We start from the raw sequence: 14,325 nt of genomic DNA, 5'->3' as shown, positions 1-14,325 counted from the left end.
GTGAAAATCAATTATTCGAATACGATGAGTAGAAAAATGACAGCAACGGTGTGGCAAAATGACACGCCGCATACGATACGAGTTGGCGAGACGCTAGACTTAAAGGTGCAACGCGGCGATAAGATTACTTATAAAGTTGGTCGGTTTAATGCGATCCACACGATTGACTATCAAAGTCCGGATGCCCAATTTGAAATTCAAATCAATCGCAGCCTACAAAATGCCTATTTTGTTGTGATGTTTGCGATGGTAGTCTTTCTTTGGTTTAATCGCAACTTCAGTCAAACGATTCTAATTGCAGCGGTCATTTTGGGACTTGCCGGGTATGAAGCCCTAGTCTACTTTGTCGGCTACACGGCAAAACCGATTCACTGACGAGTCTGATTCGTATCGGCTGCTGTTCGTTGCTCGCGCTGTAGGCGTTTTAAGCGTTGAAAAAGGTGAAAATAGTCTTGATCGCTGGGTTCCTTGGACCAAGTGATCAAGGGAACAGTTGGATCAAACGGGTGGCCCATGCAAGGGATCACCCGTTTTGGCTTTGTCAGCGTTGTAATGATCAAATCAGGATTGATCGCCTCGGTTGGAGGCACAACGCGAATAAAGCCTAAATCGTTTAAAAAGTTTAAGAGATCCCGTTTGACGAAAGAATCATGTTCAATCAAAACGTTAACGACCATTTGCATGTCACGATTGAGTTCAGGATAATTATCATTGACTAATATATAGAGACCATTAATAAATTGGCTTGTAAAGTCTGCGTAGATTGACTCAGGCGCCATTTTGGGAATTCGTTTCAAACAGTCGCGAATTTTGGCCGTCAATTGGCTTGTTCGTGCTTCGTCATGCAATGTCGAAGCAAAATCAAGCCTCTGACTAAAATGACCATTCAGCACATACTCGGTGAAACTTAATCGATAAAGATTGGCTATCATGACTTGATTTTCGGCAATTAACTGACTTTTGGTTTCTTTTAATTGGTTATTCAAAGAAGTGACCAGATGTCGCACAAATCGATTCACTAAGTTATCTTTACTTTGAAAATGGGTCATGATCTGATAATCAATTTGATGTGGTTGCCGAGTGACGGTCATAAAATACATACGCGAAAAATAGTAATACTGTTTTTCTGCTTTTAATTCAGAAGCAGATAAATTGGGAAAGTAGTCTGGCGTAAAAATCAAATCTGGCAATTCAGTTTCACCGTCAAACAACAGCTGCATTCGCCGGTTTGGTAAAAGGGCGTGCCCACAGTTGATTCGTAACATCTGAATGGCGAGAATCAGTAAAGCTTCTTTGGACATTGGTTGGATTGGTGACACCAAGAAAGCCTGCTTTGTTTGGTTGATTACCTTGAGAAGTGTTTTTGCTTCCCGCTCTTCTGCAGTTGAAAATGGCCATCCTGCCCCGCGATAGGCTAATGTAAAGAAGGTGAACATGGCTAAGCGTATATGCAATTCATCGCCTTCAATGGCCCAAGTAGTACTATTTAGCGTGACACCATTGTCAGCTAAGTAGTCTCGAAACGGCGAAATTCGGCGCCGCAACGTTGAAATACTTGTTTGATGGTGCTGCTTGAAGGCGTGAAAGTCCGAATGCGGATTCTTGAAAACCCCATCGAAAAATTCAAATGGTAGACTGTTTTTAATAGCGAGAACCGATAACGATCAATCGAAACATCAGGCAAAACTGCTGCGAAGTTTGATTCGTCAATCTTTTTGTCAGGTAAGATTTGGTTGAGCTGTGCTAAAACGGTCTGAAATGCCGTGTAAGTCTGCGAATACGAAAGCCCAGTATTGCGGCTAAGCGTATTGATCGACATTGTCGTCTGTTGTAGGGTCTTCATTGCCCGGAATAGTTGATAATTAATTAAGCTGTGCCGGTCAAAGAAACTGGCTTCAAACATAACGAGCCTCCAAATTTATTTATAAAAAGTATAACATAGAATGGCAACGTGATTAGAGAGGTGACAAGGGTTCATGAGTGAAATTACAAAGATAACCGCCCAAAAAAGGCGTGGGCGCTATAATATTTTTATTGACGGGACTTACGCATTTCCGGTGAGTGAAACCACGCTGGTGGATTACCGCTTGGCCAAAGGAATGGTATTGACAGCAGAGACCATTGCCCAAATCAAGAGCAGTGAAGTCACCGCGATAGGACTAGAGATCGGGCTGACCTACATTAGCCACCAAAGTCGCACGAGCAAAGAGGTCAGTGATCGGCTAGCTAAAGAAGACTTACCGGCTGATGTGATTCAAAAGGTGCTGACGCGTCTGACCGATCTGGGCTTTTTGGATGATGCAGATTATGCGCATCGTTACATTGAAGAGCATCTGAAAATGGGTGAACTTGGGCCGCGAACGCTGCAACATAAGCTACAACAAAAAGGCCTCAAGCCAGACTTGTTGGCCAATGAGTTAGCTGCTATTCCAACAACAGCATGGCTAGATGCGGCTGTTCGCGCTGGTCAGAAGAATCTTCGGCACCACCAGCATCGCGCTTATAAAGACCAACTGCAACGTCTCAGAGTCGCTTTAATGCAAAAGGGATTCGATGACACTACTATCCAAACAGCTATCGCAACCATCGACCCGCAACCCGATCCTGAGGCAGAAAGCGACTTGCTTAAGCTTGAGGCAGCCAAACAATGGCGTCTAAAAGCGAAATATGATGATCGAGAGCGCAAACAAAAAGTTAAAACAACTTTGTTTCGTAAAGGCTTTGATGTGGAAGCTATTGATGAAGTGCTAGACGACTTGGCGGAAAGTTGATCGTATTTTTTTGAAAGATCAAGCTATCCTTTTGCATGCCCTTGTAAGCTACCGACTCTTGCTGAAAAGCGTTCACTGCTGCAATAAGTCAACCTCAGGCACAAATGAACAAAGTCTGGCCATCACACATGAGGTTGGCTTATACACCGGATTTTTATCGGGTTGCTTCACACGCTTGCTAGTTTCTAAGCGCGCCTGTCCATGCTCTGCTATAATAAAGAACGAAATTTCCAAGAAAGCGGGTTTTGTATGCGGATCCCTAAAGAAGGCGACTCGTTTGCTATTCAAAGTTATAAACATGACGGTAGTCTGCATCGCACCTGGCGTGACACGATGGTCTTGAAAACCAGTGAAGATGCCCTGATCGGGTGCAATGATCACACCTTGGTGACGGAGTCGGACGGACGCCGTTGGCTGACGCGGGAACCGGCGATCATTTTCTTTCATAAGCATTACTGGTTCAATGTGATTGCGATGATCCGTGAAGGCGGCGTGTCGTATTACTGCAATCTGGCCACTCCGTACACAATGGATCAAGAAGCTTTAAAATATATTGACTATGACTTAGACGTCAAGGTGTTTGCCGATGGTGAAAAACGGCTGCTGGATGTGGATGAATACGAGGCCCATCGCAAACTTTGGCAGTATCCTGCAACCACTGATCGGATTTTAAAAGCTAATGTGAAGGTGCTTGTCGATTGGATCAACCACGGTAAAGGACCCTTTTCACAAGCCTATGTCGATTTATGGTACCGTCGTTACATTCAGTTAGCGCACCGGATCTAGCCCAACCGGTCAAACTTGGAGGCAAAAATGAAACAAATTCCAAAACAACCTGCTCAACTTTTTGCGGGTCATGCCTATACCGTCGAAAGCAGTGATCAGCTTGGTACATTTCAACCAGCGTGGCAAGACTTTGAGGCGCAACTTGGGTTTAAAACGCTCGATGATTTAGCCGAGATACCCAATCGATCGGCGATGGTTGTCTTTTCGCCATATGACACCTTTTTATATTGGATCGGCAGCTTGTTACCGGCTGATGCAGCGGTTCCCAAACCTTATGAAGCGTTTCGCCTACCTGAAGCAACGGCTGGTCAGGTCAGGCAGCCAGCTACAAGTGTGCTGTTGAAACAATTACCACTTGCAACAAGCTTTAATAAGGGTCTGCAACTCATTGAAAAGGCAGGGTATCCTTTGCCAGAAAGACTCGGGCAAACAGATCATCCTTATTATCTTGAAAGCTATCTGATTCAAAATGGTGCGGTTCATCAAGTGGCTTATCGTCTATATATTGATCCTCATCAGTTAAAAGGTGTGGATGAGTATGAGTAAGATGCATGAAAAACAAAAACAAGCAGGGGATTAACCTGCTTGTTGAATTGATGCGATCCCAATATCTTCGTGTTGGGATCGCATTTTTCTCACATACTCATGGTTTAATCAAGTGAAGCTGATAAATTTGAATGATTGTCAAGCCAGCTTGAGTATCATTTCACGGTGGCGGATGCCGGCATCAAGAAATTCAGGGCGATCGGTCAATTGAAAACCGAGGGCTTTGTAAAAGCCAATCGCCTGAACTTGCGCACCTAAGCGTAGCGCTTGAATTTGCTGGGCGCGGGCATAAGTCATGATTGCTTCAAACACCATCTTACCAAGGCCATGCTTGCGATAGGCTTTTTCGACTGCAACACGCTGAACGTGGTAGGCGTCGCCCTCAGGCAGAATGCGCGCCGTAGCAACAGGCACACCTGCATCGTAAATGACAAAATAGGTCGCCTTTGCTTCATCGGCGTCGACTTCGAGCTCTGGTGGCACATGTTGCTCTTCCACGAAAACGTGGGTGCGAATCTGGACACTGTCTTGATGAATCTGTGAATCGAGGGTTGTTGTCGTTTTGACTTCCAAAAGTTGAACCTTCTTTCCGTTTTAATAAATTGTTTGCTATTATAGCACTAGTAAAATGCTGCTGGGGAGGTCGAATATGTTTGATAGGTTACGGCATTCAAAATTAATGTTTTGGTCCGTTGAGATTCTGATTTTGATTTTTGTGGTCATCGGGTTGACGCAGGTTTCGTTCTTGTTTGCACCTGTGGCGACTTTTTTCTCAACGCTACTCATTCCGATTTTATCTGCTGGTTTTTTGTTCTATCTCTTCAATCCGATTGTTAAATTATTGCAGAAGTTCCACATCAGTCGCAATATTTCGATTTTATTGATTTTCTTGGTGGTCATCGGTGCCTTGGTTCTGGTATTCATGGCCGTACTGCCAAACTTGATCTATCAGGTCACTCAGTTTGTTACGAATATTCCGGATTTCTTAAAAGGCGTCCGGTCATTCATTAGTAAGGCGTCACACTATACTTGGTATCAGCGGCTAAATATTGGCAAATATGTTGCCAGTCTTCAAATTTCGCCAAGCAAGGTGTTGAGCAAAGTTCTGGGCGGCTTTTCCACCGGCTTGCCAACGGTTATCGGATCAGTAGCCAGCATGATGATCAGTATCATTACAATCCCGGTGATGCTATTTTACTTTCTCAAAGACGGTGAAAACTTTGTGCCAAGTATTCAAAAGATGTTGCCTCATCGGTATCACGAAGAGGTTGCAACTGTTTTTACGCGTTTAAACTCGACACTGTCTCACTATATTGGCGGGCAGGCCATTGAATGTTTATTCGTTGGCACTTTTACTTTTATTGGTTATCTGATTATTGGCATGCCGTATGCGTATCTCTTAGGCTTTATTGCGGGGATCGTTACCATTATTCCGTATTTGGGACCCTATATTGGTATTGCACCAGCTTTGGCAATTGCTGCCACTGAGGGATGGACAAAGATGCTACTCGTTGTCGTCGTTGTCGTCATTATCCAGATGACAGATGGTAATTTTATTTATCCGAATGTGATCGGCCGCTCACTGGACATCCATCCTTTAACCATCATTATTTTGCTGATGGTTGCAGGCAATCTATGGGGATTGTTAGGCACCATTCTAGCTGTACCGACATATGCTGTCATCAAAACAGTTGTGACATACTTATACGAGCTTTATCGTTTCCATCAGGAACATAAGCATGACGAGGATGCTGACCGTGATGAGGAAAATGCTGGAGAAGCTCATCAGATCAGGGATCAAGCCGATCCACAATTGAAAAATAAATAAAGACTTGGTATACTGAAATAATCGAACGAAGCGGGGATGATTCCCCGTTTTTTTTACGAAAGGTTGTGTTTTTGCATGGGCAGTGACCCAGACGGTCAGATATGGGGACAATTGATCCTCATTGTGATTTTGACCTTAATCAATGCAGGATTTGCCGCGGCGGAGATTGCCGTGGTTTCAAGTTCCCGTACTCGTATGAAGGCGCAGGCGGATAAAGGCGATCGAAAGGCCGCCAAGCTTGTGACCATCATGAAGGATTCGAGTAATTTTCTGGCAACAATCCAAGTCGGGATCACTTTTGCCGGTTTCTTTGCGTCTGCTTCGGCCGCAACAACGCTGGCAGATCGGGTTGCACCAATTTTTGGCGGCTGGTCATTTGCGCATGAGGCAGCGGTCATCTTAGTCACGCTGATCTTGTCTTATTTTTCGTTGGTTTTTGGCGAATTATATCCCAAACAGGTAGCGTTACAAATGACAGAGCGGGTTGCTAAAATGAGTGTGACCCCGATCAGTTGGCTAGCCAAAGTGATGCGTCCGTTTGTTTGGCTGCTTTCTGCTTCAACCAAGTTGTTAATGAAACTGACGCCGATGGAATTCAATCATGAAGGGGAAACCGTGACCCGTGACGAAATGGTTTCCATGATCGAAAGCGGTCGAAATTCTGGGGCGATTGATCCCGATGAGTATCAAATGTTTGAGGGAATTATATCGTTGTCCGATACGATGGCGCGCGAGGTCATGGTGTCGCGAACGGATGCTTTTATGGTTGATGCGCAAGAACCTGATCACACGGCGATTGACGCGATTTTGAACAATATCTATTCACGAATTCCGGTTTATGAAGAAGACAAAGATCACGTGGTTGGCATTGTTCACATCAAGAATCTGCTAAAGGAAGCACGCCGCGTCGGCTTTGATCATGTTAAAATCGAATCGGTCATGACCGCGCCGGTTTTTGTTCCCGAAACCATTACAGTCGATGATTTGTTGACTGAAATGCAAGTGAAGCAACAACAAATGGCGATCTTATTGGATGAATATGGTGGCGTTGTCGGCATCGTGACCATTGAAGACTTGCTTGAGGAAATCGTCGGTGAAATTGATGACGAATCGGATCAGGTTGAAAAATTGTTCACGAAACAAGGGGACCATGATTTCGTTGTCTCAGGGCGGATGCCGATTTCGGACTTCAATGATTTGTTTAAAACTGATTTGGATGCACCGGATGTTGACACGATTGCGGGTTATGTTCTGACGCAACTCGGTGCCATTCCTTCATCGCATCACAGCGAAAAAATGCAGCTGGCACCAGGTGTGTTATTGGCGACCGGCAAAGTTGAAGGGTCACGACTCGTCAATGTTCATGTTCATCTATCATCAGAACCAGAACCAGAAGAAGCCTCCCACGAGGCCGATAGCTAGCGATGCAGTCTGTGTAAATAGGCAACGTTGTTAGCAAATTTTGTCAATTTTGGAAGGAAAGCACGATGAAACCACAGGAACTAGCAAAAGAAGTCGCAAAACGCCGCACATTTGCGATTATTTCACATCCAGATGCTGGGAAAACAACGATTACGGAACAGCTTTTATTGTTTGGCGGCGTGATCCGCGAGGCTGGAACAGTTAAAGGCCGAAAATCCGGACATTTTGCGAAATCGGACTGGATGGAAATCGAAAAGAAACGTGGTATTTCGGTTACCAGCTCTGTGATGCAATTCAATTATCAGGGCAAACGCATTAATATTCTGGACACCCCTGGGCATGAAGATTTTTCTGAAGATACCTATCGGACCTTGATGGCGGTTGATGCCGCAGTCATGGTCATCGACTCGGCAAAGGGGATTGAAGCTCAGACCAAGAAACTGTTCAAAGTTGTCAAACAACGTGGTATCCCGATTTTTACATTCATGAATAAGTTGGATCGTGATGGTCGCGAACCATTGGATTTGATTGCTGAACTTGAAGACTTGCTGGGTATCGAAGGCTATGCGATGAACTGGCCGATTGGTATGGGTAAGGGACTCAAGGGTCTCTACGATCGAGTGAATCAGCGAATCGAGCTTTATCGGCGTGAAGGTAATGATCGATTTTTGCCGTTGAATGACCAAGGTCAGCTTGATCCAAGTCAACCATTGACGCAGGATTCGATTTATACGCAAGCATTAGATGATATCGAATTATTGAATGACGCGGGCAACCAGTTTAATTTGAAAAAGATCATGGCTGGTGAGCAAACACCAGTGTTCTTCGGGTCGGCGTTGACTAACTTTGGCGTTGAGACATTTTTGAATAGCTTCGTTCAATATGCACCCGAACCGGGACCGAAGAAAACAGAACAAGGCGGGGAAGTGAATCCGACTAACCCAGAGTTTTCCGCATTTGTCTTTAAGATTCAGGCAAACATGAACCCTGCTCATCGCGATCGCATCGCTTTTGTCCGAATTGTTTCAGGTGAATTTGAACGGGGGATGGATGTCATCCTTCATCGAACCGGCAAAACGATGCGACTGAATAACTCAACCGAATTTATGGCTGACACCCGTGAAACGGTTTCAACTGCGGTTGCCGGTGATATTGTTGGGTTGTATGATACCGGTAATTTTCAAATTGGCGATACCATTTATCAAGGCAAGGAACCGATTCAATTTGAAAAATTACCGCAGTTCACCCCTGAATTATTTGTTCGCGTTACGCCGAAGAATGTGATGAAGCAAAAATCATTTCATAAGGGGATGCAGCAGCTTGTCCAGGAAGGGGCAGTCCAGCTTTACAAGACCTATAACACGAATGATTATATTCTAGGAGCAGTCGGGCAACTTCAATTTGAAGTTTTCCAATTCCGGATGCTGCATGAATATCATTCAGAAGTGATTATGACCCCGATTGGCTCGCGAACGGCTCGCTGGATCAATCCAGATCAATTGGATGAAAAGATGAGCAGTTCCCGGAACTTATTGGTTCAGGATATCCACGGCGACCCGTTGTTCCTATTTGAGAATCAATACGCTGAACGCTGGTTTGCAGACAAGTATCCTGACGTTAAATTAACTGCCAAAATGTAATAGGGTGTTTGGGTATGAGTATTGTGGCACACAAAAAGCGGCTGACATCGCTCAGCCGCTTTTTGTGTGCGCTTATTAATCTAGCAATGTGCAAAAATCTCATTGGTATTGGCAAGCATGGCGCTATCCTTCTTCGGGTTACTCTGCTTGCCGCTCAAGCTTGGGAACAGTCACTTCTGCCAGATGATGACCCATAATCGGCGAAACATCGCCAATGTCCTTTTGCAAAAGCCGTTCGAGTGTGAAAGCAATTTCCGCACGCTGAATATTGCGGCGCTCATTGGTGAAAAGAAGTTCGATATGGGAAGGTGCCTCCGTATAAACAACTGTCGTTTGGCCAAGTGAGAAGACCTTGACCAGCCGGGCATCGGTACCACTCAATTGTTGGCTTACTAGATTTCTGAAACTGTTGGTCACGTTAATCAGTCGCATGCTCATGCCCTCCATTTCTCTCCCTACTGTTTTTATTATAAAACAGTTTAACGGAAAATAATAATATGTGAATTGAAAGCCCTCGAACGCAATGAAGTTCGAGGGCTTTCTTAAAACAAATTACTTTTTAGATTTTTGAGTGGTTTCAGCCTTGGCAGGTTCACCAACCGTAATCTCACCATTACTGATGCGGGCTTCAAGTTCCTTAGCCTTTGGATGGTCAAGGTAGAAGTCAGCAACGCGGTCTTCAATCTGTTCCTGAATGACTCGACGCAGCGGCCGAGCTCCCATGGCAGGATTGTAACCGAGATTAACCAGCTTTTCCTTAACCGGATCGGTAACATGAATCGTCAAGCCCTGATCCTTGATGTTATTGTTGGTATCTTGAATCATCAGTGACACAATCTTCAACAAGTCGTCTTTAGACAATGACTTGAATTCAACGATGTCATCAAAACGGTTCAGGAATTCAGGCTTGAAGTAATTACCAAGCTGATCCAGCACACTGTGCGTCTTACCGCTTAAAGCTGCGCCAAAACCAACGTTTGCTTCGGCATCGGTTGAGCCAGCATTGGATGTCATGATAATGATCGTGTCCTTGAAGGAAACGGTACGGCCTTGAGAATCAGTCAATCGGCCGTCATCCAAGATCTGCAAGAACATATTCATCACATCTGGATGGGCTTTTTCAATTTCATCTAACAAGATGAGGCTATAAGGATTTCGGCGAACTTTTTCAGTTAATTGACCGGCTTCCTCATAGCCGACATAGCCTGGCGGTGACCCGATAAGCTTAGAGACACTGAATTTCTCCATGTACTCCGACATATCAAACCGGATCATGGCGTCTTCAGAACCAAACAGCTCTTTGGCAAGCTGTTTAGCCAGTTCAGTTTTGCCGACACCTGTTGGGCCGACGAATAGGAAGGACCCAATCGGCCGACCGGACTTGTTAAAGCCGATCCGGTTACGACGGATAGCGCGAGCAACTTTATCAACTGCTTCATTCTGACCAATGACATGCTTTTCAAGGTCGCCAGCCAGATTCTTCAGCTGTGCTTGCTCCTGCGCCTTCAGTTCACCAACTGGAATGTTGGTTTTTTCTTCAACAATCTGTTCCATATCTTTTTCGGTGACAGTCGGAATTTCATTTTCAGGCAGATTAGACTGTTTCTTAGCCATATCTTCTAACTTAGTAACTTGGTCACGATAGAAGGCAGCTTTTTCGTAATCCTCCTGCTTAAGAGCAGCTTGCTTTTGCTTCTCGGCGTCGTCAATCTTGGTCTTGATCGTTTCTGGATCGACAGTGGCAATGGTCAGATTCTTCCGGGAACCTGATTCATCCAGAAGGTCAATCGCTTTGTCAGGCAAGAAACGATCTTGAATGTAACGATTGCTCAAAGTTGCAGCTGCTTCAATAGCGGCATCCGTATATTTAACATGATGAAAATCTTGATACCGCGGCTGCAGGCCTTTTAGAATCTTAATCGTCTCTTCTACAGTAGGCTCCTCAACGAGGACTGGTTGCAGACGACGAGCAAGGGCTGAATCTTTTTCAATTTGACGATATTCATTGCTAGTAGTGGCACCAACGAGCTGCAACTCGCCACGTGCTAATGCTGGTTTCAGAACATTGCCGGCATCCATACCGCCTTCAGCATTGCCAGCGCCGACGATTTCATGGATTTCATCAATAAATAAGATAATGTTCTTATTCTTTTTAAGTTCGTCAATCAATTGTTGCATACGTTGTTCGAATTGACCGCGAATGCCAGTTCCTTGAACTAGTGAAACGACATCGAGTCGGATGACATGCCGATCTTGAAGTTTTGACGGAACATCGCCATTAGCGATCTTCAATGCCAAGCCCTCAACAACAGCAGTCTTGCCGACACCGGCTTCACCAATCAGGACTGGATTATTTTTTGTTCGGCGGTTTAAGATCTCGATCACCCGTGAAATTTCTTTGTCACGACCAATGACCGGATCAATTTGACCATTCCGTGCTTGTTCAGTCAGATCAACGCCGAATTGTCCCAGCAGTCCCTTGCCACGGTTGCCATTGCGGCCGTTATTACCATTGCCGCCACGGCCTGCCTGAGTTGGCGGGGTCTGAGCATTTGGTTGTTGCGGTTGATCCATTCCCTGATTCATCGCACGGAAAATATCATCTAAGCTGCCGAAACCAAATGGATCGGTTGCATCAGTTGGTCTCATATTTCCTCCTGCTTGGTTCTTGAGTAATTGATAACAGTTTTGGCAGAGATTAATTTCCTGTCGAGTGCCATTAACAACGGTTGAAAGATGAATAGTGGCTGGATTCTTATGACAGTTTTCACACAGCATTTTGTCACAACCTTCCTATCTGTTTAGGTGCCACGTGCAGTCAAAAAAGGTTTGACCTTTCTTGACCTATGGCAATAGTATACACCCACATTTCTGGAATGCAAGCACTCTGCCACCAAGAGTGCTAAAAAGTTGCAAAAATTTCAGTGACAGCAAGCACTTGCGCTTTTTCCTTACCAGCTTTTATGCTACTCTTATTAGGTGAGGTGAGGCAAATAGATGACTCAGGATTACGTCGCTTTAATAGATGAGTTAAAGACTGGTCAGCGGGACAAAATCACGGTGACGCCAGAAACGTTCATGGCGTTTCGCGCGGCATGGACGAATTATCCTGATCGTGAAGAGATCGTGGGAATGGCTAAACGTGATGGTGTCATTGAATACCATTATCGATCAGTTGATTCTCGTTAATATAGGCGCCAAATCTGATGTGGCGCTTGTGACAAGCTTCAAAAAATGGTAAGGTTTACATGAATTGTTTTGGGTACGAATGCGCACACAAACTATTCGGAAAAAAACTAGAAATCTAGTTAATACGAAGGAGCAGATCAGTCATGGAAAAACGCGAATTTAATATTATTGCAGAAACCGGGATCCACGCACGTCCGGCAACCTTGTTGGTACAGGCAGCAAGCAAGTTCAACTCAGATATCAACTTGGAATACAAGGGTAAGAGCGTTAACTTGAAGTCTATCATGGGCGTCATGAGTTTGGGTGTTGGCCAAGGTGCCGATGTTACCATTTCTGCTGAAGGTGCAGACGAGGCTGATGCTATCGCTGCTATTACAGACACAATGAAAAAGGAAGGCTTGGCTGAATAATGGCTGAACATTTGAAGGGAATCGCTGCTAGTGATGGGATCGCCACAGCGAAGGCCTATTTACTGGTTCAACCTGATTTGTCATTCCAAAAAAAGACGGTTGATGATCCTTCAAAGGAAATCGATCGCCTGAAGCAGTCACTTGATCAAAGTAATGATGAGTTAAAGGTTATTCGAGCAAAGGCCGCTGAATCGCTTGGCGAAGAAGAGGCTCAGGTTTTTGATGCGCACATGATGATTTTGGCTGATCCTGACTTTACTGGTCAGGTAGAGACTAAGATCAAGGATGAAAAAGTCAATGCTGAGCAGGCTTTGAAAGAAGTCTCCGAATTCTTTATTAAGACATTCGAAGGTATGACCGACAATCCATATATGCAGGAACGTGCGGCTGATGTCCGCGACGTGACAAAGCGGATCATGGCACACTTGCTCGGTCGCAATTTGCCAAATCCAGCATTAATTGATGAAGAAGTCGTTGTGGTTGCGCATGACCTGACCCCTTCGGATACCGCACAATTGAATAAGAAGTATGTCAAAGCATTTGTCACGGATATTGGCGGTCGGACTGCGCACAGTGCGATTATGGCACGTTCGTTGGAAATCCCGGCTGTTGTTGGGACAGATGACATTACCAAGAAGGCTAATAACGGTGATCTTATTTCCGTTGATGGCTTAACTGGTGAAGTTGTTGTTGATCCGACCGATGATGAAGTAGCTAAGTTCAAGCAGGATGCTGAAGCATTTGCTAAGCAAAAAGCTGAATGGGCTCTTTTGAAGACGGCCAAATCAATCACAGCTGATGGTAAACACTTTGATGTTGCTGCCAACATTGGCACGCCAAAGGATCTTGATGGTGTGCTGGCAAACGGTGCTGAAGGTATCGGTTTGTATCGGACAGAGTTCTTGTACATGGATTCTGCTGAATTACCGACTGAAGACGATCAATTCGAGGCCTACAAGAAGGTTGTCGAAACGATGAGTCCGAAGCCTGTTGTTGTTCGGACGATGGATATTGGTGGGGATAAACATCTGCCATATTTGCCGCTTCCTGAAGAACAGAACCCATTCTTAGGTTATCGTGCGATTCGGATCAGTCTTGATCGCCAAGATATCTTCCGGACACAGTTGCGCGCTTTGTTGCGTGCATCTGCCTTTGGCAATCTGCGGATCATGTTCCCTATGATTGCTACCATTGCTGAATTCAAGCAAGCAAAGCAGATTTTCACTGAAGAAAAAGATAAGTTAGTCAAGGATGGCGTCAAAGTATCTGATGATATCCAACTTGGCATTATGATCGAAATTCCTGCAGCTGCAGTTTTGGCTGATCAGTTTGCTAAGTATGTTGACTTCTTCTCCATTGGTACAAATGACTTGATCCAGTACTCTATGGCCGCTGATCGTGGGAACGAGCATGTTTCCTACCTGTATCAGCCATACAACCCATCCATCCTTCGCCTAATCAAGCATGTGATTGATTCGGCACATAAGGAAGGCAAGTGGGCCGGTATGTGTGGCGAAGCTGCTGGTGATCCAATCATGGTACCACTGTTGCTTGGTATGGGTCTTGACGAATACTCAATGTCCGCAACTTCTGTCCTTAAAGTCCGCAGCTTGATGAAGAAGCTTTCGACAGCTGATATGGCTAAGATGGACGAAATTGCTTTGAACCAAAATATCACTAATGATGAAAACGCTGATCTGGTTAAGAAAACAACTGGTCAGAAATAAACTTTC

13 protein-coding genes and 1 pseudogene are annotated in these 14,325 nt (G+C 44.9%); 10 read left to right on the top strand and 4 right to left on the bottom strand.

Features of this window, described 5'->3' with window-relative positions:
• A complete protein-coding gene (locus AC07KQ_RS08815) occupies positions 1-375 on the top strand; it encodes a hypothetical protein (protein WP_003566031.1) in 375 nt (124 codons plus the stop codon).
• On the opposite strand, the pseudogene AC07KQ_RS08810 reads toward AC07KQ_RS08815, so the two are convergent.
• A pseudogene (locus AC07KQ_RS08810) lies at positions 369-1,903 on the bottom strand (helix-turn-helix domain-containing protein). The gene AC07KQ_RS08815 and the pseudogene AC07KQ_RS08810 overlap by 7 nt on opposite strands.
• A 73-nt stretch (positions 1,904-1,976) precedes the next feature.
• Here AC07KQ_RS08810 and recX point away from each other — a divergent pair.
• From recX to AC07KQ_RS08795, 3 genes are all read left to right on the top strand, one after another.
• Positions 1,977-2,771: a recombination regulator RecX gene (recX, locus tag AC07KQ_RS08805; protein WP_173959205.1), complete on the top strand. Its 795-nt coding sequence runs from the start codon at positions 1,977-1,979 to the stop codon at positions 2,769-2,771.
• Positions 2,772-3,020: 249 nt separating this feature from the next.
• Positions 3,021-3,557, top strand: coding sequence for a nucleoside tri-diphosphate phosphatase (gene ntdP, locus AC07KQ_RS08800; protein ID WP_003566025.1), 537 nt, complete (start codon positions 3,021-3,023; stop codon positions 3,555-3,557).
• A 27-nt stretch (positions 3,558-3,584) separates the two neighbouring features.
• Positions 3,585-4,103 carry a hypothetical protein gene (locus AC07KQ_RS08795; RefSeq protein WP_003566023.1) on the top strand — a complete coding sequence of 173 codons (519 nt, stop codon included), beginning with the start codon at positions 3,585-3,587 and terminating at the stop codon, positions 4,101-4,103.
• 138 nt (positions 4,104-4,241) lie between these two features.
• On the opposite strand, the gene AC07KQ_RS08790 is transcribed toward AC07KQ_RS08795, so the two are convergent.
• Positions 4,242-4,676, bottom strand: a complete 435-nt coding sequence (locus tag AC07KQ_RS08790) for a GNAT family N-acetyltransferase (RefSeq protein WP_003566021.1) — start codon at positions 4,674-4,676, stop codon at positions 4,242-4,244.
• A 76-nt stretch (positions 4,677-4,752) separates the two neighbouring features.
• On the opposite strand from AC07KQ_RS08790, the gene AC07KQ_RS08785 reads away from it, so the two are divergent.
• The 3 genes from AC07KQ_RS08785 to AC07KQ_RS08775 all read left to right on the top strand — a co-directional run bounded on the left by AC07KQ_RS08785 (position 4,753) and on the right by AC07KQ_RS08775 (position 8,993).
• Complete coding sequence (locus tag AC07KQ_RS08785) at positions 4,753-5,931, top strand: AI-2E family transporter (RefSeq protein ID WP_142500322.1); 1,179 nt, start codon at positions 4,753-4,755, stop codon at positions 5,929-5,931.
• A gap of 75 nt (positions 5,932-6,006) precedes the next feature.
• Entirely contained in the window at positions 6,007-7,353 is a 1,347-nt protein-coding gene (locus AC07KQ_RS08780) for a hemolysin family protein (protein WP_480156544.1), read from the top strand.
• A 65-nt stretch (positions 7,354-7,418) separates the two neighbouring features.
• Positions 7,419-8,993, top strand: a complete 1,575-nt coding sequence (locus AC07KQ_RS08775) for a peptide chain release factor 3 (RefSeq protein ID WP_480156543.1) — start codon at positions 7,419-7,421, stop codon at positions 8,991-8,993.
• Positions 8,994-9,131: 138 nt separating this feature from the next.
• Here the strand turns inward: AC07KQ_RS08775 and AC07KQ_RS08770 are convergent, their stop codons facing one another.
• Together AC07KQ_RS08770 and AC07KQ_RS08765 are read right to left on the bottom strand one after the other, a co-directional pair.
• Positions 9,132-9,425: a DUF1827 family protein gene (locus AC07KQ_RS08770; protein WP_003570563.1), complete on the bottom strand. Its 294-nt coding sequence runs from the start codon at positions 9,423-9,425 to the stop codon at positions 9,132-9,134.
• A gap of 120 nt (positions 9,426-9,545) precedes the next feature.
• The gene (locus tag AC07KQ_RS08765) at positions 9,546-11,771 is read right to left on the bottom strand and encodes an ATP-dependent Clp protease ATP-binding subunit (protein WP_003566010.1); all 2,226 of its coding nucleotides are present in this window, start codon (positions 11,769-11,771) and stop codon (positions 9,546-9,548) included.
• 219 nt (positions 11,772-11,990) lie between these two features.
• Here AC07KQ_RS08765 and AC07KQ_RS08760 point away from each other — a divergent pair, with 219 nt between their 5' ends.
• From AC07KQ_RS08760 to ptsP, 3 genes are all read left to right on the top strand, one after another.
• The gene (locus tag AC07KQ_RS08760) at positions 11,991-12,182 is read left to right on the top strand and encodes a hypothetical protein (RefSeq protein ID WP_003566008.1); all 192 of its coding nucleotides are present in this window, start codon (positions 11,991-11,993) and stop codon (positions 12,180-12,182) included.
• A 143-nt stretch (positions 12,183-12,325) separates the two neighbouring features.
• Positions 12,326-12,592: a phosphocarrier protein HPr gene (locus tag AC07KQ_RS08755; protein WP_003566007.1), complete on the top strand. Its 267-nt coding sequence runs from the start codon at positions 12,326-12,328 to the stop codon at positions 12,590-12,592.
• Positions 12,592-14,319 (top strand): phosphoenolpyruvate--protein phosphotransferase, encoded by a 1,728-nt coding sequence (gene ptsP / locus AC07KQ_RS08750; protein ID WP_003565999.1) that lies wholly within the window; start codon positions 12,592-12,594, stop codon positions 14,317-14,319. The genes AC07KQ_RS08755 and ptsP overlap by 1 nt, the downstream gene beginning before the upstream one ends.
• Positions 14,320-14,325: the final 6 nt, after the last annotated feature.

The organism is Lacticaseibacillus sp. YLM2-1 (genome assembly GCF_056583465.1).
This window is presented reverse-complemented; position numbering and strand designations above follow the sequence as displayed.

Bases quoted from the DNA above. Each gene is read 5' to 3' on its own strand.
- recX (WP_173959205.1), top strand. From the start codon at position 1,977: ATGAGTGAAATTACAAAGATAACCGCCCAAAAAAGGCGTGGGCGCTAT.
- ntdP (WP_003566025.1), top strand. From the start codon at position 3,021: ATGCGGATCCCTAAAGAAGGCGACTCGTTTGCTATTCAAAGTTATAAA.
- AC07KQ_RS08795 (WP_003566023.1), top strand. From the start codon at position 3,585: ATGAAACAAATTCCAAAACAACCTGCTCAACTTTTTGCGGGTCATGCC.
- AC07KQ_RS08785 (WP_142500322.1), top strand. From the start codon at position 4,753: ATGTTTGATAGGTTACGGCATTCAAAATTAATGTTTTGGTCCGTTGAG.
- AC07KQ_RS08780 (WP_480156544.1), top strand. From the start codon at position 6,007: ATGGGCAGTGACCCAGACGGTCAGATATGGGGACAATTGATCCTCATT.
- AC07KQ_RS08775 (WP_480156543.1), top strand. From the start codon at position 7,419: ATGAAACCACAGGAACTAGCAAAAGAAGTCGCAAAACGCCGCACATTT.
- AC07KQ_RS08770 (WP_003570563.1), bottom strand. From the start codon at position 9,425: ATGCGACTGATTAACGTGACCAACAGTTTCAGAAATCTAGTAAGCCAA.
- AC07KQ_RS08765 (WP_003566010.1), bottom strand. From the start codon at position 11,771: ATGCTGTGTGAAAACTGTCATAAGAATCCAGCCACTATTCATCTTTCA.
- AC07KQ_RS08760 (WP_003566008.1), top strand. From the start codon at position 11,991: ATGACTCAGGATTACGTCGCTTTAATAGATGAGTTAAAGACTGGTCAG.
- AC07KQ_RS08755 (WP_003566007.1), top strand. From the start codon at position 12,326: ATGGAAAAACGCGAATTTAATATTATTGCAGAAACCGGGATCCACGCA.
- ptsP (WP_003565999.1), top strand. From the start codon at position 12,592: ATGGCTGAACATTTGAAGGGAATCGCTGCTAGTGATGGGATCGCCACA.